Origin of the sequence: Caballeronia calidae (assembly GCF_900044055.2) — a bacterium.
Taxonomy (GTDB): Bacteria; Pseudomonadota; Gammaproteobacteria; order Burkholderiales; family Burkholderiaceae; genus Caballeronia; species Caballeronia calidae.
Genome location: NZ_FCOX02000001.1, coordinates 394,901 through 418,553, shown reverse-complemented (window position 1 = coordinate 418,553; position 23,653 = coordinate 394,901). Strand labels below are relative to the sequence as shown.

General features: G+C 63.7%; 24 protein-coding genes. 12 read left to right on the top strand and 12 right to left on the bottom strand.

Annotated elements, in window-relative coordinates; genetic code table 11:
* The first annotated feature begins 60 nt into the window (after positions 1-60).
* The 9 genes from fliJ to fliR all read left to right on the top strand — a co-directional run bounded on the left by fliJ (position 61) and on the right by fliR (position 7,347).
* Positions 61-510, top strand: a complete 450-nt coding sequence (gene fliJ, locus AWB78_RS01975; protein WP_062601646.1) for a flagellar export protein FliJ — start codon at positions 61-63, stop codon at positions 508-510.
* 34 nt (positions 511-544) lie between these two features.
* Positions 545-1,885, top strand: coding sequence for a flagellar hook-length control protein FliK (locus tag AWB78_RS01970; RefSeq protein ID WP_062601645.1), 1,341 nt, complete (start codon positions 545-547; stop codon positions 1,883-1,885).
* A 917-nt stretch (positions 1,886-2,802) separates the two neighbouring features.
* Positions 2,803-3,291, top strand: coding sequence for a flagellar basal body-associated protein FliL (gene fliL / locus AWB78_RS01965; protein WP_062601644.1), 489 nt, complete (start codon positions 2,803-2,805; stop codon positions 3,289-3,291).
* A 24-nt stretch (positions 3,292-3,315) separates the two neighbouring features.
* Positions 3,316-4,314 (top strand): flagellar motor switch protein FliM, encoded by a 999-nt coding sequence (gene fliM / locus AWB78_RS01960; RefSeq protein WP_062601643.1) that lies wholly within the window; start codon positions 3,316-3,318, stop codon positions 4,312-4,314.
* Complete coding sequence (fliN, locus tag AWB78_RS01955) at positions 4,307-4,741, top strand: flagellar motor switch protein FliN (protein ID WP_062601642.1); 435 nt, start codon at positions 4,307-4,309, stop codon at positions 4,739-4,741. The genes fliM and fliN overlap by 8 nt, the downstream gene beginning before the upstream one ends.
* Entirely contained in the window at positions 4,738-5,238 is a 501-nt protein-coding gene (gene fliO / locus AWB78_RS01950) for a flagellar biosynthetic protein FliO (protein ID WP_062601641.1), read from the top strand. Before fliN ends, fliO begins: the two co-directional genes overlap by 4 nt.
* A gap of 250 nt (positions 5,239-5,488) precedes the next feature.
* Complete coding sequence (gene fliP / locus AWB78_RS01945; protein ID WP_062601640.1) at positions 5,489-6,259, top strand: flagellar type III secretion system pore protein FliP; 771 nt, start codon at positions 5,489-5,491, stop codon at positions 6,257-6,259.
* A gap of 10 nt (positions 6,260-6,269) precedes the next feature.
* A complete protein-coding gene (gene fliQ / locus AWB78_RS01940; protein ID WP_008352562.1) occupies positions 6,270-6,539 on the top strand; it encodes a flagellar biosynthesis protein FliQ in 270 nt (89 codons plus the stop codon).
* A 10-nt stretch (positions 6,540-6,549) separates the two neighbouring features.
* Positions 6,550-7,347 (top strand): flagellar biosynthetic protein FliR, encoded by a 798-nt coding sequence (gene fliR / locus AWB78_RS01935; RefSeq protein ID WP_062601639.1) that lies wholly within the window; start codon positions 6,550-6,552, stop codon positions 7,345-7,347.
* Between the two features lie 803 nt (positions 7,348-8,150).
* Here fliR and flgL read toward each other — a convergent pair.
* The 12 genes from flgL to flgB all read right to left on the bottom strand — a co-directional run bounded on the left by flgL (position 8,151) and on the right by flgB (position 20,887).
* Positions 8,151-9,386 (bottom strand): flagellar hook-associated protein FlgL, encoded by a 1,236-nt coding sequence (flgL, locus tag AWB78_RS01930; RefSeq protein WP_062601638.1) that lies wholly within the window; start codon positions 9,384-9,386, stop codon positions 8,151-8,153.
* Positions 9,387-9,397: 11 nt separating this feature from the next.
* Positions 9,398-11,341 (bottom strand): flagellar hook-associated protein FlgK, encoded by a 1,944-nt coding sequence (gene flgK, locus AWB78_RS01925; protein ID WP_062601637.1) that lies wholly within the window; start codon positions 11,339-11,341, stop codon positions 9,398-9,400.
* A gap of 1,020 nt (positions 11,342-12,361) precedes the next feature.
* Positions 12,362-13,114 carry a flagellar brake protein gene (locus AWB78_RS01920; protein WP_062601636.1) on the bottom strand — a complete coding sequence of 251 codons (753 nt, stop codon included), beginning with the start codon at positions 13,112-13,114 and terminating at the stop codon, positions 12,362-12,364.
* A gap of 311 nt (positions 13,115-13,425) precedes the next feature.
* Positions 13,426-14,475 carry a flagellar assembly peptidoglycan hydrolase FlgJ gene (gene flgJ / locus AWB78_RS01915; protein WP_062601635.1) on the bottom strand — a complete coding sequence of 350 codons (1,050 nt, stop codon included), beginning with the start codon at positions 14,473-14,475 and terminating at the stop codon, positions 13,426-13,428.
* Positions 14,476-14,488: 13 nt separating this feature from the next.
* On the bottom strand, positions 14,489-15,616 hold the full coding sequence (locus AWB78_RS01910; protein WP_062601634.1) for a flagellar basal body P-ring protein FlgI: 1,128 nt from the start codon (positions 15,614-15,616) through the stop codon (positions 14,489-14,491).
* A gap of 2 nt (positions 15,617-15,618) precedes the next feature.
* Positions 15,619-16,302, bottom strand: coding sequence for a flagellar basal body L-ring protein FlgH (locus AWB78_RS01905; RefSeq protein WP_062601633.1), 684 nt, complete (start codon positions 16,300-16,302; stop codon positions 15,619-15,621).
* A 26-nt stretch (positions 16,303-16,328) separates the two neighbouring features.
* A complete protein-coding gene (flgG, locus tag AWB78_RS01900) occupies positions 16,329-17,117 on the bottom strand; it encodes a flagellar basal-body rod protein FlgG (protein WP_062601632.1) in 789 nt (262 codons plus the stop codon).
* A gap of 35 nt (positions 17,118-17,152) precedes the next feature.
* Positions 17,153-17,905: a flagellar basal-body rod protein FlgF gene (flgF, locus tag AWB78_RS01895; RefSeq protein ID WP_062601631.1), complete on the bottom strand. Its 753-nt coding sequence runs from the start codon at positions 17,903-17,905 to the stop codon at positions 17,153-17,155.
* Positions 17,906-17,954: 49 nt separating this feature from the next.
* Entirely contained in the window at positions 17,955-19,172 is a 1,218-nt protein-coding gene (gene flgE, locus AWB78_RS01890) for a flagellar hook protein FlgE (protein ID WP_062601630.1), read from the bottom strand.
* A gap of 46 nt (positions 19,173-19,218) precedes the next feature.
* Positions 19,219-19,878, bottom strand: a complete 660-nt coding sequence (locus tag AWB78_RS01885; protein WP_269768915.1) for a flagellar hook assembly protein FlgD — start codon at positions 19,876-19,878, stop codon at positions 19,219-19,221.
* Between the two features lie 89 nt (positions 19,879-19,967).
* On the bottom strand, positions 19,968-20,393 hold the full coding sequence (flgC, locus tag AWB78_RS01880) for a flagellar basal body rod protein FlgC (RefSeq protein WP_035499295.1): 426 nt from the start codon (positions 20,391-20,393) through the stop codon (positions 19,968-19,970).
* A gap of 14 nt (positions 20,394-20,407) precedes the next feature.
* Positions 20,408-20,887 (bottom strand): flagellar basal body rod protein FlgB, encoded by a 480-nt coding sequence (flgB, locus tag AWB78_RS01875; protein ID WP_062601628.1) that lies wholly within the window; start codon positions 20,885-20,887, stop codon positions 20,408-20,410.
* Between the two features lie 237 nt (positions 20,888-21,124).
* On the opposite strand from flgB, the gene flgA reads away from it, so the two are divergent.
* From flgA to AWB78_RS01860, 3 genes are all read left to right on the top strand, one after another.
* Positions 21,125-22,432: a flagellar basal body P-ring formation chaperone FlgA gene (flgA, locus tag AWB78_RS01870; protein WP_062601627.1), complete on the top strand. Its 1,308-nt coding sequence runs from the start codon at positions 21,125-21,127 to the stop codon at positions 22,430-22,432.
* 179 nt (positions 22,433-22,611) lie between these two features.
* The gene (flgM, locus tag AWB78_RS01865) at positions 22,612-22,938 is read left to right on the top strand and encodes a flagellar biosynthesis anti-sigma factor FlgM (protein WP_062601779.1); all 327 of its coding nucleotides are present in this window, start codon (positions 22,612-22,614) and stop codon (positions 22,936-22,938) included.
* A 101-nt stretch (positions 22,939-23,039) separates the two neighbouring features.
* On the top strand, positions 23,040-23,474 hold the full coding sequence (locus AWB78_RS01860) for a flagellar protein FlgN (RefSeq protein WP_062601777.1): 435 nt from the start codon (positions 23,040-23,042) through the stop codon (positions 23,472-23,474).
* The last annotated feature ends 179 nt before the right edge of the window (positions 23,475-23,653 follow it).

The following is a 23,653-nucleotide window of genomic DNA, read 5'->3' as shown; positions in this document are numbered from 1 at the left end:
GACTAGTATCAAAAAGCAATCATCACAAGAAAGCCAAAGACCAAACGGGATCGTCACACCATGTCCAAGAATCTGCCGATCAACACGCTTATCGAACTCGCCGCGGAGGAGCTCGACGCCGCCACCAAGAAGCTCGGCAAGCTCCAGCAGGAGCGCAACGAGATCGAAACGCAGCTGAATTCGCTCGTGACCTATCGCGACGAGTATCACGCGCGCTTCACGGCATCGGCGCAGGAAGGCACGACGGCGCAGACGCTGCGCAACTTCCAGGCGTTCGTCGATACGCTCGATTCCGCGATCGCGCAGCAGCGCACGGCGCTCCTCATGGCCGATCAGCGCATCGAGGCGGCGAAACCCGATTGGCGTCTGAAGAAGCAGAAGCTCGGCAGTTACGAAGTGCTGGCCGCGCGCGGCGAGGCGATGCTCGCGAAGAAAGCCGCGCGCGTCGAGCAGCGCGAAGCCGACGAGCACGCCGCCAAGATATTGCGCATGCGCGCCGAGCGTGCGTGAGCCGTTCCCTATTCATTGCATTTGAGAGACCCGTATGTCCTCCGTTTCCCTTCTCGGCGCGCTGAGCGGCGCCGCGTCATCGAGCAAGTCCGCGGCGCAGCGCGCGGCGAGCGCGGGCGCATCGTTCGGCATGACGCTGCAGAGCATCACCGACAAGGCCCATGCGGACGCGCAGGCGGCGAAGGCGCTGGCGGACTCTTCCGCCGACGATTCCAGCGTGCACGACGCGCCGAAGCCCGACGACAGCGCATCGGCAGCGGCCTCGAAAAGCGATGACGCATCGCAGACGCAGGCTGCGTCGAAGCCGGATCAGGCGGACGCGGCATCGAAGTCTTCGGGCAAGACCGATACGGCGGATGCATCGAAGCCGGCGGCGCAGGCATCGGGTTCGTCGTCGGATGCGGCCGCCGCGGCGGCTGCAGAGGCCAAGGCCCGCGCGGACGCCGCCAGCGACGACGACACCGACGCCACGCTCGCCGATCTGACCGACGCCGCCTCGCTCGTGACGGCGAGCGCTTCGACCGATGACGACAAGTCGACCGGCGAAACGCACAAGAGCGGCGACGCGAAATCGCCGCAGGACGCGCTTCAGGCCGCGCTCGCCGCGATGAACAACGTGCAGCCCAATGCGGTGCCGGTCAATGCTTCCGTCGCGACGGCACGTGAAGGCGCGACCGGCGAGGAGCAAGGCGGTTTGTTCGGCAAGGGCGGCAAGGGCGCGGGTCTGGCCGGGCTCGTGGCCAATGCGAAGATCGACGACAAGACCGCCGACACCGCCGCGCTCGCGGGCGCACAGGCTGCGCCGACGATGCCTTCCGATGCGGCGACCGTCGCGTATAAGCAAGCCGCCGACGCGGCCGCGCACGCCGTGGCGATGCAGACGGCATCGGCGAATTCGGCGGTGTCCAGCCCGCAAGGCGCGATGGCATCGGCGACGAGCGCGGCGATCGCGCCGCATGTGGGTTCGTCGGGCTGGGACGATGCGTTCAGTCAGAAGGTCGTGTTTCTTGCCAAGGGCGATCAGCAGAGCGCTGAGCTGACTTTGAATCCGAAGGATCTCGGGCCGTTGCAGGTGACGTTGCAGGTTTCCGAGAGTCACGCGCACGCGTTGTTCGTTTCGCAACATGCGCAGGTGCGGGAGGCGGTCGAGGCCGCCATGCCGAAGCTGCGCGAGGCGATGGAGGCGAATGGCATCAGTCTTGGGAGTGCTTCTGTTTCCGATGGGTCGGCGTTTGCGCGGCAATCGCAGCAGGGGAGCGGTGGTGATCGCTCAGGGGCGGGGAGCCCGCGTGGGGCTGGCGGGGGCGGTTCGGTCGCTGCCAGTGTGAAGATGCCTGTGCGGCGCACTGTTGGGCTCGTCGATACCTTTGCTTGATTTTTTTTTGCCGGATCCCGTTTGCGTGTCGGTCTATTGGCGTTGCCCCGGTGGGGGCGGCAGTCGCCTGGTTTGTTTTCGGGTGCGTGGATGCGTGAAATCCTGTTTTCGCGTCGGTCTATTAGCACTGCCCCTGTGCGGGGCGGCAGTCACTTTCTTTGCTGCTGCAAAGAAAGTAACCAAAGAAACAGCTATCCCCATCCAAAGTACTTCACACCGGCCCCGGCACAGAAGAGCGGCTGTGGTCCGGCAGTAGCGAGTGCCCTCGTAGGCCTAACCGGGCTTGGATCGCGCACGGTCTGTCACCTCGCGCCGCTCAACTGACTGGTAAGGCGCCAAATAGCTCCGGCCCGCTGCGCGGCCGACGGGTCCATCGGGTCTGCGCGCGCTTCTTTGCTAACACTCCCATCTCACTGCATCGATGGTTCGTTGGTGTCCCTTGCAGACCCAACGGCAGCGCGTAGCGCTGTGCCGGAGCTATTTCGTGCTGAACCAGCGCGCTAAAAGTTATAGCTTGTCAGACCGTGCGCGATCCAAGCCCGATTAGGCCTATGAGGGCACTCGCTACTGTCGGACCACGTGCAATCTTCTGTGCCGCGGCCGGCCTGAAGTGCTTAGGCTGGGGATAGCTGTTTCTTTGGTTACTTTCTTTGCAGCAGCAAAGAAAGTGACTGCCGCCCCGCACAGGGGCAACGCTAATAGACCGACACGAAAACAGGATTTCATGAAAGCGCAAGCAGCACGCCCGGCTCAAGGCCAGGACTAATAGACCGACACGAACCCGGGGATCCGGCGAAAAAAACCGCCACCCCCGCGCAGGGGCAAAAAGCCCAATTAACCCTAAATCCCCCCTCTGTTCGACCCATCGCTTTACACGGCGATAGCCAACAATTCACCCTATCGAAAGAGGCAAGCAAATGGCTACCACGACCGCAAACCAGCAACCCATCGTTCCCGCGAAGAGCGGAAAGCTCAAAAAGATCCTGATCATCGCCGTCGGCGCGATCGTCCTGCTCGGCGCGGGCGCGGGCGGCGCCTGGTTCTTCCTCGGCAAAACTCACGGCCCGGCTCGACCCGCGCCGGAACCGCCGCCCGTGTTCTTCCCGCTCGAATCGCTCACCGTGAACCTCCAGTCCGACGACGGCGCCATGCACTATCTCCGCGCCGGTCTCACGCTCAAGCTGAAGGACGAAAAGGTCCAGCTGCTCGTCACCGAGCACATGCCCGAAGTCCGCAGCCGCGTGCTGCTCCTGCTCTCGGGCAAGCGCCCCGACGATCTCGCCACCGTCGACGGCAAAAAGCAGCTCGCCAACGAACTGCGCGCGTCCGTCGAAACGGCGGCGAGCACCGCCGAAAAGCCAGTGCGCGTCGAAGAAGTGCTGTTCACCGAATTCGTCGTCCAGTAACGCCGCATCAGCGAGTAAAAAGTCATGGGCCACGAAGAGTTCATGTCGCAGGAGGAGGTCGATGCCCTCCTCAAAGGCGTCACCGGCGAAATCGATCAAGTCTCCGACGAGACCAAGCCCGCCGGCGTACGTCCCTACAACATCGCGACGCAGGAACGCATCGTCCGCGGCCGGATGCCCGGCCTCGAAATCATCAACGACCGCTTCGCGCGCCTCATGCGCGTGGGCATCTTCAACTTCATGCGGCGCTCGGCGGAAATCTCCGTCGGCCCGGTGAAGGTGCAGAAGTACAGCGAATTCACGCGCAACCTGCCGATCCCGACCAACCTCAACCTGGTCCATGTGAAGCCCCTGCGCGGCACGTCGCTGTTCGTGTTCGATCCGAACCTCGTGTTCTTCGTCGTCGATAACCTGTTTGGCGGCGACGGGCGCTTTCATACGCGCGTCGAAGGGCGCGAGTTCACGCAGACCGAGCAGCGCATCATCAGCAAGCTGCTCAATCTCGTGTTCGAGCACTACGCCACGTCATGGCGCAGCGTGAAGCCGTTGACGTTCGAATACATGCGCTCGGAGATGCACACGCAGTTCGCGAACGTCGCGACGCCGAACGAGATCGTCATCGTGACGCAGTTCACGATCGAATTCGGCTCGACGGGCGGCACGCTGCACATCTGCATGCCGTACTCGATGATCGAGCCGATCCGCGATGTGCTCTCGTCGCCGATTCAGGGCGAGGCGCTCGAAGTGGACCGCCGCTGGGTGCGCGTGCTGTCGCAGCAGGTGCAATCGGCGGAAGTGGAATTGACGGTGGATCTCGCCGAGATCCGCTCGTCGTTCGAACAGCTTCTCAACATGCGGGCGGGCGATGTGCTGCCGATCGACATTCCGGAGCACGTCGTCGCGAAAGTGGATGGCGTGCCGGTCATGGAATGCGGCTACGGAATTTTCAATGGTCAATACGCGCTGCGCGTGCAGAAGATGATCAGCGCGAGCGATACGATGAAGGAAGGTGGATATGAGTGACCTGATGCAGGACGGCACGTTGCCCGGCACGGAACCCGTGAGCGACGACGCCATCATGGACGACTGGGCGAGCGCGCTCGCCGAGCAGAACGGCAATGAAACGCCGGTGGCCGCGAGCGCCGGCGTGTTCCAGCCGCTGTCGAAGGCCGCTGCGCCGTCTACGCGCAACGACATCGACATGATTCTCGACATCCCCGTGCAGATGACGGTGGAGCTCGGGCGCACGAAGATCGCGATTCGCAACCTGTTGCAGCTCGCGCAAGGCTCGGTCGTGGAACTCGACGGCCTCGCGGGCGAGCCGATGGACGTGCTCGTCAACGGCTGTCTCATCGCGCAGGGTGAAGTGGTCGTCGTCAACGACAAGTTCGGCATTCGCCTGACCGACATCATCACGCCGTCCGAACGTATCCGGAAGTTGAATCGATGAAACGCTTTGCCGCCTTGTTGTCTGCGATGCCGCTTCTTGCGCGCGCCGCCGACATGAACGCCGTCAATCACGCCGCGCAGATCGCATCGGGCGTCGGCGCGGGCACGGCGGTGCCGTCGCTCGGATTCGGCGCGGTGCTGCAGACGCTCGTCGGGCTCGTCGTCGTAATCGGCTTCGTGTTCGGCTGCGCGTGGCTCGCGCGCAAGTTCGGTCTTCAGGGCGGCAAGCGCTCCGGTCTCGTGAAGGTGGTCGGCGGCGCATCGCTCGGCAACAAGGAGCGCGTCGCGGTCGTCGAGGTGGGCGATACGTGGCTCGTGCTCGGCGCCGGTCCCGGCAATGTGCGTTTGCTGCACACGATGCCTGCCGGTTCGGCCGAAGTGGAAAGCGTCGGCGTCGCGGCGCCATCGTCCGCCGGCAGCTTCGGCACGCGATTCCGCGATGCCCTCGCCGGCGAAGCGAACAAGCGTCTTCAGAAGTTCGTGTCGCCGAACAAGTAAGGCTCCTTCTTCGATGAAGACATCGGGCGCGATCCGCGAGGGTCGCGCCCGATGTCCGTTTACAGCGGCCGTTTAGCAATAGAACGAGTTGGCCGGAGTTTCGCCCTCTTTTCGCGCCATCGGTCGATATCGCGGTGGCCGACAATTCAGCCTATCGAAAAAGGCAGGTTGTCATGGTCATCACGTTCGTCGTTCTTCAAGGTCAGCGCATTCTCGATGCTCTCGCAGGCATCGTCGGCGGGAGCAAGTAATGCAGGTCAGTCGCAACATCGTGCGCGGTTTCAAGCTCGCGCTGCCGGTCGTGATCGCTCTGGCGCCTTTCGCGGCGTTCGCGCAAAGCACGGCGGGCCTTCCCGCTTTCAACACGAGCCCCGGCCCGAACGGCGGCACGACGTATTCGCTCAGCGTGCAGACGATGCTGCTGCTGACGATGCTTTCGTTCCTCCCCGCGATGGTCCTGATGATGACGAGCTTCACGCGCATCATCATCGTGCTGTCGCTGTTGCGCCAGGCGCTCGGCACGACGAGCACGCCGCCGAATCAGGTGCTCGTCGGTCTCGCGCTGTTCCTCTCGTTCTTCGTGATGTCGCCCGTTCTCGACAAGGCGTACAACGACGCCTACAAGCCCTTCTCAGAAGGCCAGATCGCGATGGATCAGGCGATGACGCGCGGCGTTGCGCCGTTCAAGCAGTTCATGCTGAAGCAGACGCGCGAAGCGGATCTCGCGCTCTTCGCGCGCATCTCGCATGCCGCGCCGATGAACGGACCCGAGGACGTGCCGCTCTCGCTGCTGGTGCCGTCGTTCATCACGAGCGAGTTGAAGACGGGCTTTCAGATCGGCTTCACGATCTTCATTCCGTTTCTCATCATCGACATGGTGGTGGCGAGCGTGCTGATGTCGATGGGCATGATGATGGTGTCGCCCACGACGATCGCGCTGCCTTTCAAGCTGATGCTGTTCGTGCTCGTCGATGGCTGGCAGTTGCTGATCGGCTCGCTCGCGCAGAGCTTCGTTTCCTGAGGATTTAGAAATGACGCCGGAATCCGTCATGACGATGGCGCATCAGGCGATGTATGTCGCCTTGTTGCTCGCCGCGCCGCTCTTGCTGGTCGCGCTCGTGGTCGGTCTCGTGGTGAGCCTGTTCCAGGCGGCCACGCAGATCAACGAGTCGACGCTGTCGTTCATCCCGAAGCTGATTGCGGTAGCGGTGACGCTCGTGATCGCGGGGCCGTGGATGCTTTCGACGCTGCTCGACTACATGCGCCACGTTTTCACGATCACGCCCGCGATCACGGGCTGAGTTCGCAGCGATGTTCTCCGTCACCTACGCGCAACTGAACGGCTGGCTCACGGCGTTTCTGTGGCCGTTCGTGCGCATCCTCGCGCTGATCGCGACCGCGCCCGTGCTGAGCCACATGGCGATTCCGATGCGCGTGAAGATCGCGCTTGCGGCGTTCATCTCGTTGATCGTCGCGCCGACGCTTGGCGCCATGCCGCAGGCGACGGTGTTTTCGGCGGCGGGCGTGTGGATCATCGTGAATCAGTTTCTGATCGGCGCGGCGATCGGCATGACGATGCAAATCGCGTTCGCCGCTGTCGATGCGGCTGGTGAGTTCATCGGGCAGCAGATGGGCCTTGGTTTTGCGATGCTTTACGATCCGCGCGCGGGTGGCAATGCGGTGGTGGTGTCGCGCTATCTGAACACCCTCGCGATGCTGGCTTTTCTCGTGTTCGACGGGCATTTGCAGTTGATGAGCGCGCTGGTGACGACGTTTCAAAGCGTGCCGATCGAGGCGAATGTCGTGGGGGCGGCTTCGCATGCGCAAGGATGGCGTTTGCTCGTCGGCTATGGCGCCAGCGTGTTTTCCACCGGGTTGCTGCTGGCGTTGCCGATCGTTGCGGCGCTGCTCATCGCCAATCTCGCGCTCGGGATTCTCAATCGCGCCGCGCCGCAGATCGGCATCTTTCAGGTCGGGTTTCCAGTGACGATGCTCGTCGGGTTGCTTTTGTTGCAGCTTATGGTGCCGAATCTTATGCCGTTTTTTCAGCGGATTTTTGATGTGGGATTGGGGGAGGTTCGGCGAATCGCCGGAGGGATGATGTTTTGAGGCTTGTTTTAGCGTTGCCCCGGTGGGGGGCGGCTGTCGCCTGGTTTGTTTTCGGGTGCGTGGGTGGGTAGGTGCGTGCGTGGGTGCGTGAAATCCTGTTTTCGCGTCGGTCTATTAGCACTGCCCCTGTGCGGGGCGGCAGTCACTTTCTTTGCTGCTGCAAAGAAAGTAACCAAAGAAACAGCTATCCCCATCCAAAGTACTTCATGCCGGCCCCGGCACAGAAACACTCTCGTGGTCCGGCAGTAGCGAGTGCCCTCACAAAACTCGCCGGGCTTGGATCGCGCACGGTCTGTCACATCGCACCACTTAACTGACTGGTAAGGCGCCAAATAGCTCCGGCCCGCTTCGCGGCCGACCGGTCCATCGGGTCCGCGCGTGCTTCCTTGCTAATGCTTCCATCTCACTGCCTTCGCCCACCGTTGGCTTCCCTTGCAAACCCAACGGCAGCGCGTAGCGCTGTGCCGGAGCTATTTTGTGCTGAACCAGCGCGCTATAACTTCTAGCTTGTCAGACCGTGCGCGATCCAAGCCCGGTAGGCCTATGAGGGCACTCGCTACTGCCGGACCACGTGCAATCTTCTGTGCCGCGGCCGGCATGAAGTGCTTAGGCTGGGGATAGCTGTTTCTTTGGTTACTTTCTTTGCAGCAGCAAAGAAAGTGACTGCCGCCCCGCACAGGGGCAGTGCTAATAGACCGACACGAAACCGGGATCCGGCGAAACAAAGCGCAAGCAAGCGCACAAGCAAGCAAACGCACAAGCAAGCAAACAAAAAAGGAGCAAGGCGTTCTCCCAAACGCCCATCAACTCCCGATGTAATCAAACAACGACATCTTCTGAATCTGCGAAAACGCCATCTGCGCCGCCTGCAGCGAGTTCTGCGTCAGCTCGTACTGACTAATCGCCGACACGAGATCGATGCTCGTCAAATTCGCGATATCGCTCGCCGTCTGCGTCTGGCTCGTCTGCATCGCGGTCTGCGTCGACTGCACTTCCTGCTCGCGTCCGCCGACAACCGTCTGCGCCGCCAGCACGTTGTTGAACGTGTTGTTGATCTTCGTGCCCGCAGTCGTCAGCGCATTGGTCAGCGCGGCCTGCGCGGCCGGCGTTCCCGTCTGCTGCTTCAGCGCGCTCACGATGTTGTCGAGCGTCGCGAAGATGTCGTTGTTCTCCGCCGCCGCCGGGTTCACGGTGAAGGTGTCGCCATCCTTGGGCGCGCCCTCGATCGTCACCTTCTGGCCGCCGAGCGTGATGTCCGCCTTGTCCGTGTACGGCACATTCGTCGGCAGCGTGCTATCCACCGGGTCCGACTCGATCGAATAGGTCGTCGTGCCATCGGTCTGCGAGACCGCGAACGTGATCGTGTACTTGCTCGCGTTACCCTTGTCGCTCGTATCGCTCACGCTCACCGGGCTGAGCGTCGCCGTGCCCGAATTCGACGAACCCGCGGTCGACACCGGATCGCTTTCCATCGGCGACACGCTCTGGAAGATCGACACACCCGTGTCGCCCACCTGCATCGAACGCCCTTCGCTGATCTGCACCGTGCGCTGGCCGAAGTCGCCGTCATACGTCGCGCCGACGCCGGCTGGATTGTTCGAGAACGGCGCCGTGCCGCCCTTCAGTCCCGAGAAGATGTAGTTGCCGTCGCTGTCCGTCGTGTTCGCGAGGCTGAAGAGCTGATCGCGCAAACCCTGAATCGTATTCGCGACCGACGTGCGGTCCGCATCGGTGAGCGAGCCGTCGCCCGCATGCACGATCTGCGTCTGGATGCTCTGCAGCACGTTGCTCACGTTGCTCAACGTGGAATCTTCCTGCTGCAGCGACGAAAGCGCCGCCGTCTGGTTCGTGCCGTATTGCGCGAGCGCGCCGCTCTTCAACGTGAGCTGCACCGCCTGCGCCGCGCCGAGCGGATCGTCGGATGCGGTGAGAATGCGCTTGCCCGACGAAATCTGCTGATACATCGAAGCAAGCGTGCTCTGCTGGTCGCTCATCGAAGCGACGTTCATGTTGAAGTACTGGGAACTGGAGATACGCATGGCAGTGAGCCTCAGTTGAACATGCCGAGCAGCGACTGGAACAGCGTCGCGGCGGTCTGGATCACCTTGCTGTTCGCTTGATAGAGCTGCTGATACTGGATCAAATTGGCCGCTTCCTCGTTCAGGTTCACGCCCTGCACCGATTGCTGCGCCGATGTCGCCTGAGTCAGCAGCGCGGTCTGCGCCGTGCTCGTCGCCTTGAGTTGATTGGTCTGGTTGCCGATCGTGTTGATGTAGTTCGCATACGAGCTCGTCAGCGTGTCGCTGCCGCCGTTGAGCGACTTTGCCGAAACCAGGTTCGCCATCGCGAGCGCGTTGGTGCCGTCGCTCGTGCCGCCGTTATTCTTTGCGATCGTGAACGTGTCGGTGTCCTTCGGCGTGCCGCTGATGGTCGCCGAGACGCCGTCACCGACGACCGTCATGCCCTTCGACGCATCGTAGGGAATCGTCGTGCCTGCGGCGTAATCGGTGCCGTCGACCTTCACCGCCACGTCCGCCGTGAAGCTCTTCGCCGTTGCGTCGTACTTCAGGTTGATCTCGGACGACAGCGGGCTCTTCGTCACCGTCGCCGATGAAATCGACGCCGTGCCGGTGTTCGTGCTCGCCGCCGACGTCACCGCCGGCGATGCCGCCGCGATCGCCGCGCCGTTGCTCGTCGTGAGCTTGAAGCCGTCGAGCGCGGCGCGGGTCGGCTGGATCGTGAACGAGTCGCCCTTCTGCGCGTCGCCCAGTGCGGATATATCGATGTTCAGGCCGCCGATGTCCTTCGCGGTTTCCGTGGCCGGATCGATGGTGCCGAGCGTCTGGCCGCTCGCCGGGTCCGTCACCGTGTATTTGCTGCCGTCGTAGGTGACGGTGAAATCGTTGGCGGGCGGCTGCGTGCCATCGACGATCGTCGCCGTCGGCACGCCGGTGCCCTTGTTGCGCGCGTTGGCGATGATGTTCGGATCGCTGGTCGCGAACAGCTTGCCGCCCGCCTGGCCGTTCAGATCGAGGCCGAGCGCGTTCTGATCGTTGAGCTGATTGGCGAAGCTCGTGGCGATGGCGCCGAGTTGCGCCTGCGCCGGATCGAGCGTGTGCGTGCGGAAGTCGATGAGACCGCCGACCACGCCGCCGGTCAGCGCCGAGTTTTCGATGTATTGCGTCGTCGCGGCGGTTTGCGTCGAGCCGTCGCGATTCTGGAACGCGACCGAGAGCTCGCTCGGATCGGACGGCGAAGGCACCGTTTGCAGCCCGTATTGCGTATTGCCGACGACGAGCGGCTGCCCGTTGCCGATGAAAACGTTGTAGTTGCCGTCCTGCTGCACGACCTGCACGCCGATCATCGAGCTGAGGTTCGTGACGAGCTGATCGCGTTGATCGAGGAGCTGGTTCGGCTGCTGGCCGCCGGCGCTTGCGATGTTGATCTGCTTGTTGAGATCGGCGATCTGTTGCGAGTAGCTGTTGATCTGCGAGACGGCGCTGGTCAGTTGCGTGTTGACGCTCTGGCGCAGTTGATCGTATTGCTCGCCTGCCGAGTTGATCTGATCGGCGAGCGTTTGCGCGCTGCTCATCAGCGATTGACGCGCCGCCGTGCTGCTCGCCGAGTTCGCGACGGATTGCAGGCCGGAGAAGTAATTGGTGATGCCTTGCGCGATGCCCTTGGTCGGATCGCCGACGAGATTGTTCAGTTGCGAGATCAGCGAGAAGTACGTGCTGGCCGCGCTGCTCGACGATTGCGTGTTGTTGACCTGCGTCGTGAGGTACTGGCTGTACTGACGCGTGACGGTCACGGCCTGCACGCCGTTGCCGAGATAGCCCGAGCCGGTGAATTGACCGGACGACTCCTGATACGAGACTTTTTCGAGCGTATAGCCCGGCGTCGCGGCGTTGCTGATGTTCTGCCCCGTCGTCGTCAGGCCCCACTGGGCCGCATTCAGACCGGAAAGACCAATGCTGAAAATGTTATTGGACATGCGTGAATCCTGGTGAGAGCGCTGCCGCTCGGCTGTTATGTATATCGGCCGATTGCCGGGGAAGTTGAGCGTTTGCGGAGGGGTTTCCCTGGCGGGAGACGGCGGGATTTTGCGATGAGGCCATTATCGGAGGGATGCGGCAATGGCTATTGCGCGAAGAGCGTTGGGTTTTAGGGTTATTTCTTTGCTTTTGCTCTTGCTTTCGCTGGATCCCGTTTTCGCGTCGGTCTATTGGCGTTGCCCCTGTGCGGGGCGGCAGTCACTTTCTTTGCTGCTGCAAAGAAAGTAACCAAAGAAACAGCTATCCCCAGCCTAAGCACTTCAGGCCGGCCGCGGCACAGAAGATTGCACGTGGTCCGGCAGTAGCGAGTGCCCTCATAGGTCTAATCGGGCTTGGATCGCGCACGGTCTGACAAGCTAGAAGTTAAAGCGCGCTGGTTCAGCACAAAATAGCTCCGGCACAGCGCTACGCGCTGCCGTTGGGTTTGCAAGGGAAACCAACGGACCACCGATGCGGTGAGATGGAAGCATTAGCAAGGAAGCGCACGCATCCCCGATGGACCGGTCGGCCGCGCAGCGGGCCGGAGCTATTTGGCGCCTTACCAGTCAGTTATGCGGCGCGGTGTGACAGATCGTGCGCGATCCAAGCCCGGTAGGGCCTATGAGGGCACTCGCTACTGCCGGACCACGAGAGTGTTTCTGTGCCGGGGCCGGTGTGAAGTACTTTGGATGGGGATAGCTGTTTCTTTGGTTACTTTCTTTGCAGCAGCAAAGAAAGTGACTGCCGCCCCGCACAGGGGCAGTGCTAATAGACCGACGCGAAAACAGGATTTTACGCACGCACGCACGCACGCACGCACGCACGCACGCACGCACGCACGCACGCGAGCATAAACCAGGCGACTGCCGCCCCGCACAGGGGCAGAGCAAACACACCGACGCGAAACCGGGATCCGGCGATGACACAACCGCACCCCGCACCCCGCACCCCAAACCCCAAAACCAGCGACCGAAGCGAGCCTACTTCGCTAAAGACCGCCGCTTCATCTCCAACTGCGTAATGAGCCGCTGCAGCGTATTCTCCGCCGACCCCGGCATCGAAACGAACTTGAACCCCATCGTATACCGCCGATCACCCTTCGGCGTCGTCGACTCGCGATGCGAAACAAGCATCATGTCCAGCGTCACGCGACCATTCGCGCTGAAATGCAGCTCAGCATCCTGAATCACGACGCCCACCTCGAGATCCGCGACCCGCTGATCCGTTGTCCGCAATGCCACACCGCCCAGCGACAGATCATGCACCTCGAAGCGGAATCGCTCCCCATCCGGCAGCGTGCCCGTGCACATATATGGATCGAGCACCGGCGCCTCGACGCGGAAATACTCGCGCCGCTGCATGTAATACAGCACCGGCGGAAACTCCGCCTCGAATGCAGGATGCCCGTCGAATATCGTCTCGCGCGGCGGCGGCGTCGTGAACTCCACCCGCACACCCTCCGGCGCCGCGTTGAAAATGAGCCTCTGCGAAGCGAGCACGCCGCGGTTCTGTTCCGCCACGCCGCCCCAGTCGAATGTGAAACGATGCGCGGTTACGTCGACATCGAGCAGACGCGTGACGATCTGCCCGTCGCCGTATTGCGCCGTCAGAAAGTCTCCGCGATTGGCGAGATTGCGCAGTGCCACGCCGATTTCCAGCGGATTGCGCCGACCGAAATCCACGATCGGCGCGATGTCCTCGTCGGCAACGTCATGTTTGTGATTGGTGTTCATGGTGCTAGCCGTGTGCAATGTGCCCGCGCGCCGCCCAGGCCCCCCCGAACGTCGCGCGTCGTTCCGAACCCCTATTGGCCCGGCACTTCGATTATTCAGGTTAGCGGCATACCTCTTTAAAAGTTTAGGGTCGCGCAACGAAAAATGTATGTGGTGCGCCGTCCCCAGAAACGTAAAACGTTTGCTGTCGCCCGAGGTCCGAACATACGCGCTTTCCGCGCGCCGCAAAAGCGCGTGTGACGCCTTTTTCAGCAAGAAGCCGGCCGCAAACATCCGCTGATTGCGTGGGCACCGAGGGCCGCGCGGCTTCGTCAGACGATCTGACGCATGATCGAAATGAGCTTTTTCGCGTACTGCGGGTCGGTTGCGTAGCCCGCCTTCTGCATGCCGTGCGCGAAGCCCGCGACATCGCGCGAAGCCTGGATCACCGGCGCATAGCGCGGATTGTTCTTGATGACACTCGCGTAATCGGTGAGCGCTTCTTCGTACGAATCGTAGGCGCGGAACTTCTCGACGACCTTCTGCGGCCGGCCGTTCACATACTCGGTCGTGACCGAATCGACGGTCTTGCCGCCCCAGTCCTTCGTCGCCTTGATGCCGAAGATGTTGTGGCTCGTCGCGCCGTTCGAATGTTTGATCTCGCGCTTGCCCCAGCCGGATTCGAGTGCCGCCTGACCGATGATGAAGCGCGCCGGAATGCCCGTCGCCGCGCTCGCTGCCTGCGCCGGCACCGCGAGGCGATCGACGAACGCGTTGACCTTGTCCGACCCGTTGCCGCGCACCGGCGGCTGGAGAGAGTCCGCCGCCGAATAGCCCTTGCCCGCGAGCGACGCGCTGCTCTTGTTGGCCTGCGCCGCCGCGTAGGCCTTCGCCATCGCGTTCATCGCGGCGAGATTGCCCGCGTTCGCTTCGAGGTCGCCGCCGCCGCCCGACATGCCGCCGAGCGCCTGCATCGCGTTCATCGCGCCGGCGCCGCCCGAGGCGTTCGCGCCGGTCTGCGCGCCCGAATTGCGCATCAGTTGCTTGAGCATCATGTCCGCGACACCGATGCCCTTCGACGACATCTGCTGCGACAACTGCTGATCGAGCATCGACGTGAACGACTTCGTATCGTTCGATTCGAACGGGCTGTCCGAAGGCGTCGCGTCGCGCATGCTCTTCAGCATCATCTGCGTGAAGACGGCGTCGAACTGCTTCGCGGCTTCCTTCAGCCCTTGTTGCGGATTGGCGCCCGCCTGCGCGCGCAATGCATCGAAGCCCTGCGTGTCGAGCGCGAAACGGTTCGACAGGTTCGACAAGCCGCTCGTCGTATCGGTCGATGCCAACGCGCTGCTGGCGATGCCGGTCGTGTTCGAGTTCATGAGCCTTCGTTCCTTAGATGATTTCGAGGTCGGCGCGCAGCGCGCCCGCGGCCTTCATCGACTGAAGGATCGAGATGAGATCCGCCGGCGTCGCGCCGAGCGCATTCAGCGCCTTCACGACATCGGCGAGATTCGCGCCCGCGCTCAGCATCTTGAGCGCGCCGCTGTCCTGCTTCAGCTGAATCGACGATTCCTTCGCCGCCACCGTCTGGCCGTTCGAGAACGCGCCCGGCTGGCTCACCGCCGTCTTCGTGTTGATGACGACCGAGAGATTGCCGTGCGCGACCGCGCAGTTCTGCAGCGTGACCATCTGATTCATCACGATGGAGCCGGTGCGCGCGTTGAGAATCACCTTCGCGGCGGCCTGCGCCGGACGCACGTCGATGTTCTGCAGCTGCGCCATGAACGACACCTGCTCGCTCGCGTCCTGCGGCGCGCGCAACTGAATGGTGCGGCCGTCGAGCGCGAGCGCCGTGCCCATGCCGAACTGGTTGTTCACCGCCGCGACGATGCGCTGCGTCGTGTCGAAGTCCATCTCGCGCAGTTCCATCTGCATGACGCCGCCCTGCTGCTGCAACGCCGACGGCACCGCGCGCTCGACGATCGCACCGGCGGAAATGCGGCCCACCGCGAGCTGGTTCACCTGCACCTTGCTGCCGTTCGCGCTCGCGCCCGCGCCACCGACGACGAGGTTGCCCTGCGCCATCGCGTAGACCTGGCCGTCGGCGCCCTTCAGCGGCGACATCAGCAGCGTGCCGCCGCGCAGGCTCTTCGCGTTGCCGAGCGACGAAACCGTCACGTCGATCGCTTCGCCGGGGCGCGCGAACGGCGGCAGCGTCGCCGTGACCATCACGGCGGCGACGTTCTTCAACTGCATGTTCTGCGTCGTCGCCGAGTTCACCGTGATGCCGAGGTTGCCGAGCATGTTGGTGAGCGACTGCGTCGTGAACGGGGTCTGCATCGTTTGGTCGCCGGTGCCGTCGAGACCGACGACGAGACCGTAGCCGATCAGCGGATTGTCACGCACGCCCTGGAACGAGACGAGGTCTTTCAGGCGCTCGGCATGCGCGTGCGGCGCGCTGCTGATGGCAACCAGCGCGGCTGCGAGCGAGAAGGAAACGAAACGGAGAAGCGGATTCATGATCAGAACGGCGCGACGTTGAGGAAGAAGCGCTGCAGCCAGCCCATGTTCTGCGCTTCGTCGATGTAACCCTTCGCCGAATATTCGATCTTCGCGTCGGCGACTTGCGTGGAGAACACGGTGTTGCTGCCCGAGATCGTCGTCGGATTGACGACGCCGGAGAAGCGCACGAATTCATTGCCCTGGTTGATGAGCATCTGCTTTTCGCCGCTCACCATCAGATTGCCGTTGGGCAGGACTTCCGTGACGGTGACGGTCAGCGTGCCGCTGAAGGTGTTGGCCGCGCTCGCGCCGCCCGTTGCGGTGAACTTGTTCGCGCCATTCGCGGACAGGTTCGTGTTGTTGAACAGACCGCCGAAGATGCCCGGCGTAGTCGGCACGGCGAACGAGCCGTTGCCCGCGCGGTTGGTGTTCGCCTGCGACGACTTCGTCGCGTTGACGTTTTCCGAGATCACGATGGTCAGGATGTCGCCCACGTTGCGCGGACGCTGGTCTTCGAAGAGCGGCCGGCCGGCATAGCCCGCGTTGTAGATCGCGCCGGGCGAACGCGTGCCGACGGGCGGCTGCGGCGGACGCGCGGTCATCGGCTGCTGGGTGATCGGCTCTTTCGGCACGAGGCCGCACGCGGCGAGCGCTGCGACGAGCGCGGCCAGCGAAGCGCGCGAGAGGATTCGGGTAGGCGACATCTTGGTGACTCTGGTTAAGCGTGACTTCAAACCTGCATCTGCGAGAGCGTCTGCAGCATCTGGTCGGACGTGGTCACGGCCTTGCTGTTGATCTCGTACGCGCGCTGAGTCTGGATCATGTTGACCAGCTCCTGCACGACGTTCACGTTCGACGCTTCCACATAACCCTGCTGCAGCGAGCCCGCGCCGTTCAGGCCCGGCTGCGACACGTTCGGCGCGCCCGAGCTGCCCGTTTCGGAGAACAGGTTTTCGCCGCGCGCTTCGAGACCGGCCGGGTTGATGAAGGTCGCGAGCTGGATCGCGCCGACCGTCGTGCTGCCCGTGCTGCCCTGCTGCGTGATCGACACCGTGCCGTCCGAGCCGATGGTGATCGACGTCGCGTTCTGCGGAATCGTGATCGCCGGGTTGAGCTGATAGCCGCTCGACGTGACGAGCTGACCTTGCGCGTTCGTCTGGAACGAGCCGTCGCGCGTGTAGGACGTCGTGCCGTCGGGCATCGTCACCTGGAAGAAGCCCTGGCCGTTGATCGCGACGTCCTTCGAATTGCCCGTCTGCTGCAGGTTGCCCTGCGTGTAGAGGCGTTCGGTCGCGACCTGCTGCACGCCGGTGCCGAGCTGCACGCCCGATGCGAGTTCCGTCTGCTGCGTCGAGTTCGCGCCCGGCTGGCGCGTGGTCTGATACAGCAGATCCTCGAACACCGCGCGCGAGCCCTTGAAGCCGTTCGTGCTCACGTTCGCGAGGTTGTTCGAGATCGTGTCCATCTGCGCCTGCTGCGCATTCATGCCGGTCGCGGCGATGTAGAGAGAGCGATTCATGTTCTTTCGTTTCCTGTATGGCTTGCGTGCGCCGCTTAGGAGAAGTTGAGCAGCTTGTTGGCCGACTGTTCGTTCTGGTCCGCCGATTCCATCAGCTTCGTCTGCATCTGGAACTGGCGCGCGTTGGTGATCATCGAGACCATCGCGGCGACCGGATTCACGTTGCTGCCTTCGAGCGCGCCGCCGGCCACGACGACGCTCGGGTCCGCGTCGGCGGGATCGCCGCTCGCGGTGCGGAACAGGCCGTCATCGCCGCGCGTGAGCGTCGCCGGATCGGGGTTCACGAGCTTGAGCTGATCGACCACGGCGATCGCCGTCGGCGGGTCGCCCGGAATCAGCGCGGAGATCGTGCCGTCCTTGCCGATGGTCACTTCCGCGCCCGGCGGAATCGACAGCGGACCGCCGCCGCCCAGCACCGGCAGATTGTTCGCCGTGACGAGCTGACCGTTCTGATCGACGTGCAGATTGCCCGCGCGCGTGTACGCCTCGCTGCCGTCCGCCGCCTGCACGGACAGCCAGCCGGGGCCCTGAATCGCGACATCGAGCGGATTGCCGGTCTGTTGCACCGGTCCCGCCGAGTAATCCGCGTTCGGCGTCGACGAGAGCACGAAGGTGCGCGTCGTGCCATCGGCGGACTGGTTCTCGAACGACATCGGCACCTGGCGGAACGCCGCGAGCTGCGCCTTGAAACCCGTGGTCGACGTGTTCGCGAGGTTGTTCGCGACGACGGCCTGCTGCTCGAGCGCCTGGCTCGCGCCGGTCATCGCGGTGTAGATCAGACGGTCCATGAATCGCTTCCTTCTTCCCTGATGCGTCTATTTCGCGTGCGGACGGTGCTTACAGATTGATCAGCGTCTGATCGACGGTCTGCTGCGTCTTGATCGTTTGCGCGTTCGCCTGATAGTTGCGCTGCGCGGTGATCAGATTCACGAGCTCGCTCGTCAGATCGACGTTGGAGTTCTCCACCGCGCCGCCCTGCAGCGTGCCGTGGTTGGTCGAGCCCGGCACGGACACCTGCGCCGCGCCCGAAGCCGCGGTCTGCGCATACACGTTGCCGCCGAGGTTCTGCAGGCCGTTCTGGTTGTTGAAGTTGGCGATCGCGATCTGGCCGAGCGCCTTGGTTTCGCCGTTCGAGTAATTGCCCGTCAGCATGCCGTCGGTGCCGACCGTGAATCCCGTCAGTTCGCCCGTGCTGTTGCCGTCCTGATGCAGGTTCGTGAGGCCGCTCTTCGCGCCGTACTGCGTCGTGCCGGAGAGATCGAGCGTCAGCGATTGCGTCGCGCCGGCCGTCGCGCTCGCGCCGTCCGGAATCGTGAACGTGAAGGTCTTGCCCGAGGTCATGTTGCCCGACGAATCGAACGTGACCGGGCCGAGATCCGTCTTGCCCGCGACGGGGTCGCCGTAGCTCGCGAACGCTTCCCACGTGTTCGTGCTCGACTTCGTGAAATACACCGACACCTTCTGCGTGCCGCCGAGCGAGTCGTACACATCGACGGACGTCGATGCGTTATACGTGTTGCCGTTGGTCGGATCGAAATCGGCTGCGGCCTTCACGTCGTCCTGCGAGTTCAGGTTGAACGCGGCGGTGATTTTCTTCGTGGCCGTCGGCGCGATGTTCGCGGTCGGCACCGTCAGCGGCACCGTGCTCGCGCTGTTGACGACGCCGCCCGAATCCGCCGCGTAGCCCATCAGCTGCAGTCCCGCCGAGTTGACGATCTTGCCGCTGTCGTCGAGGTGGAACACGCCGTTGCGCGAGTACACGATCGAGCCGTTGTTCGACAGCTGATAAAACCCGTTGCCGTTGATCGCGACGTCGAGCGCCTGGTTGGTCGTCGTGATCGTGCCTTGCGAAAACTGCTGCTGCACTTCCGCGAGGCGCGTGCCGATGCCGATCTGGTTGCTGACGGCCGTGGCCATCGAGTTCGCGTACATGTCGGCGAACTGGGCCGCGCCCTGCTTGAAGCCGACCGTGTTCGCGTTCGCGATGTTGTTGCCGATGACGTCGAGATCGCTCGATGCGGCGCCCAGACCGCTCAGTGCTTGTTGGTAACTCATGTGTATCTCTCCAGCGAGACCGCGCTCGCCCTAAAGGAATGGGGGATCAGAGAATCGAAGCGACGCTCGTCAGCGCAACCGTCGAGCCGTTCGCGAGCTTGAGACCCGGCGCGCCGCCCGACATCTGCACGACGCTTTGCACCTGCGAAGCCGAGAGCGTCGTCGCGGTCGCCTGCTGGCCGTTGATCGTGCCTTGCGCGGTGATCGTGTAGCTGCCGTCGGCGAGCGTGTTGCCCTTCGAATCGACCGGCTTCCAGCCCGTCACCGGCACGACGCCCGCGCCTTGCGCGCCGAGATCGAGCGTGTTGACGATCTGGCCCGACGCGTTCTTCACGACGATCTGCAGGTCGCTGACGTCGTTCGCGAGCTGCACGCCGAAGCTCGACGATGCGCCGCTCGACACCGTCACGCCGTTGCCCGCCGCGAGCACGTTCGAGCCGATGAGCAACGCGGCCTGCGTCTGCTGGCCCGCCGAAAGCTGCGTCGCGAGCGAGGACAGCGACGTGTTCAACTGGCCGATGCCCGTCACCGTGTTGATCTGCGCGAGCTGCGAGGTCATCTGCGAGCTGTCGGCGGGGTTGGTCGGGTCCTGGTTCTTCAGTTGCGTCACGAGCAGCGTGAGGAACGTGTTCTGCAGATCCGACGCCGATTGCGCGCCGGTCGCCGAGGTCGACGAACTGGACGTGCTTTTCGACGCGCCGTTCATCGTGTCGAGCAGGGTCTGCGACACAGTCGTGCCGTTGCTGCCGATGGTTGTGCTGGAGGAGCTCACGTTGTGTTCCTTGAATGTCTCTATCAGGTTCCGATGGTCAAGGTCTTGAGCATCAGTTGCTTGGCGGTATTGAGCGTTTCGACGTTCGCCTGATAGGAACGCGACGCGGAAATCATGTTGACCATCTCCTGCACCGGATCGACGTTGGGCAGCGTCACATAACCGTCCGCGTTCGCCGCGGGGTTGCTCGGGTCGTAGCTGGTTTTCATCGGGCTCGGATCGTCGATCACGCCGGTCACCTGCACGCCGCCGACCTGCTGGCCCGACGCAGTGCGCGCGCCGCCGAGCGGATCGACCGCGAACACGACCTGTTTCGCCTTGTACGGCTGGCCGTCCGGGCCGGTCGTGCTGTCCGCGTTCGCGAGGTTCGACGCGGTGACGTTCAGGCGCTGCGCCTGCGCGGACATCGCCGAGCCGGCGACGTTGAAGATGTTCATCAGGGAAGGCATACGTTCTCGCTTCTTTAACTGTTGGACGTGATGGCCGAGAGCATCGACTTGATCTGCGAGCTCAGCACCGTCATGCCCGCCTCGAAGTGCAGCGCGTTGTCCGCGAACTGCACGCGCTCGGCGTCGAGATCGACCGTGTTGCCGTCGAGCGACGGCTGGCTCGGCACGCGATAGGCGAGCTTGCCGTAGTCGTCGCTCGGGCCGCCCGACGCTGCGAGCGTCGACGTGCCGCTCATATGGCCTCTGGCCGTCGTGGCCATGCCGCCGCTCGCGCTCACGCTGACGGGCTGCGCCATCTTCAGTGTCGCGTTGCTGGATGCGCCGCCGCCCTGCTTGAGCGCACCCGCGAGCGCGCTCGAGAAATCGACGTCGCGCGCCTTGTAGCCGGGCGTGTCGGCGTTGGCGATATTCGACGACAGCAATTCCTGCCGATACGCGCGCACATCGAGCGCCTCGCGGCCAAATGCGAATTCCTTGTCGAGTCTGTCTAGCATTGCGGTTTCTCCTGTCGGCAGCGCCGAGGCCTTTTTGCATGACACGCATCTTAGGAGCGGCGTGCAATAACTAATCCGACGAATAACCGGGAAACGGGGCCTCTATTCGACGCTTGCCCGCGCCAGCCGATATCTAGAATTCGTTTCGTGGCCGATGGCGGATTTGTTTTGCGCGATCGGTTTGCCGGAAACGCCGCGATGATCGCGGCTCGATCGAATCAGGTACGGAGAAAAGTGATGAGCAGGTCCGCGAAGCGTGCATCGAACCCTACGGCTCGCGCCGCAGCGACGTTCGCGCGCCGCACGTTGCGCGCCCTGGCCGGCGTGTCGCTTTTCGTGGGCGTCGCGGCGGGCGCGTATGCGCAGCAGGGCGATGGCCCGATCGTCATTCCCGGCAACGCGGAGACCAATCCCGCCGCCGCCGCCGATATGGCGAAGAGCCTGGCTGCGCCGGTTTCGCGCGCACCGGCCGCTGTTCCGGCGATGCCCGCGCCCGAGATCGCGCGACCGAGCGGCTATCGCGCCGCGACGAAAGCCGCCGACGCCGCGATGCGCAACGCCGCGCTGGAACTCGACGCCCGCGCCGACGCCGCCGACGATTCGATGAACGACGCGAACGGGATGATCGTCATTCCCGGTCCGGGCGAAGCGAAGCCCGCGCGCGCGACGGCGCCCGCCGCGCCGGTCGCGGCGCCCGCGCTCGCGAGGGTTCCCGTCGCTTCGGCTTCGCGCGATGTGACGCCCGTCGTCGTCACGCGCGACGATGGCATCGCCCGCAACGCCAATGCGAAACCTGTCGCCGCCAGTCCCGCTGCGCCCGTCGCCGGCGCCGCGTCACCGATGCGGCGCGTCAGCTTCAATCCGTCTGCCGCAGCCGCGCCGGCTGCCGCCGCGTTGCCACAAGCGCCCGGCACGCCTGCCGCGATGCAGGACGGCGAATCGATCCGCCTCGCCGCGCTCAACTTTCTGCAGCAGCAGGCCGCAGGTTTGCCGGGCAAGGTCGAGATCACCGTCACGCCCGTTTTCCCGCGCGGCCTCGCCGCCTGCTCCGCGCTCGATCCCTTCATGCCGACCGGCGCGCGCCTCTGGGGCCGCATGACGGTCGGCGTGCGCTGTATCGGCGAGCGTCCGTGGACGCTGTATGTCCAGGCGCGCGTGTCGATCAACGCCACTTACTATTCGGCCGCGCGCGCCATCGCGCCGGGCGAAGTGCTGAGCAACGCCGATCTGATCGCCCGCGACGGCGACATCACCGCGATGCCGCAAGCCATCGTCACCGATCCGGCGCAGGCCGTCGGCGCGGTCGCGTTGTCGCGCGTGCCCGCCGGCCTGCCGCTGCGCACCGACATGCTGCGCGCGGCGAGCTCGGTGGCGATCGGGCAGAACGTGCGCGTGGTCGCCGGCGGCTCCGGCTTCTCGATTTCGGCCGAAGGCACCGCGATGAACAACGCCGCGCCCGGCCAGCAGGTTCGCGTAAAAACCGCCGGCGGCCAGATCATCACCGGCATCGTGAAGGACGGTCAGACAGTGGAAGTGGCGCTGTAAATGGCGAAGTGTTCGGTCCCCCACGTTTGTTTCATTTTGTTGCAAATGCGCCGAAAGCCCGCCCGATAAGGCTTTCATGGCGATGAGCGCGCCGATCGGCAGTTGGCTGTTCCCCGGCAGGGTAAAGTTTTCAAGCACCCTCGCCGATAAAGGACTCAACACGTTCGGGAATGGACATCGTGAAGATCGAATCGAATAGCAACACCACTCTGGCAGGCCTTCAAGACAACCTGCCGCGCACGTCGCAAAGCGACGCGAAGGGTGCCGCGAGCACCGTGCAGCAATCGGACGCGAGCCCGGCGAAGAATTCGACGGTGAGCTTGTCGTCGCTGTCGAGCGACTTGCGCGCATCGAACGGATCGGACATCGACACGGCGAAAGTCGAATCGATCAAGGCCGCGATCCGCGACGGCAGCCTGAAGATGGACACGAGCAAGATCGCCGACGGCATTCTGAGCACCGCCCGCGACCTGCTGCAAACGAGAACCCCGCCGACCGGCGGCTGAACGCAGTGATCCGGCCGCGCTTGCAAAAAGCAGGCGCGCGCAGGCGGCGTTCATCGCACCGGGCGGCTTTTTGAAACCGCTTCTGCTTTATGAGCGATGCAATGAGAGACGCCCTGCTGGCCACCGTCACCGAAGAAGTCGCCGCTGTTCAGGCATTCGAATCCCTCCTCGTCGATGAGGAAAAAGCGCTGATCGCCGCGCAGCCGCTTCCGGCGCTGCCCGGGATCGTCGAGAACAAGACCGCGCTCACCGAGCGCATCTCGGCACTCGAAAAGACCCGCGACGAGCAGTTGAACGCGCTCGGTTTCCCCGGCGGCTTTGTCGGCATGGAAGCCGCGGCTGCGAACGACGGCGCGATCGCCGAGCAATGGGCGCTGCTCACCGCCGCCGCCCGCCGCGCGAAACAGGGCAACAACAACAACGGCGTGCTGATCCGCACACGCATGGAATACAACCGCAAGGCGCTTGCCGCCTTGCAGGTCGCGCCGTCGAAGGCCGGGTTCTACGGCCCGGACGGCCGCGTGCCGGGCGCCTGATCGCCCCGACGCTTCATCGAAAGAAACGGCGCGTGCTTCTTGCGAGGCACGCGCCGCTTTCGTTTCCCGCGCTTTCATCTAGCGAATAACCCCCTTTTCACCGGCCTTATCCGTCGATGGCCGCTCGACGCCTTCCGCAATAATCGCTTTCATCAAAAAGCGGCTTCGCACCGCTCGCA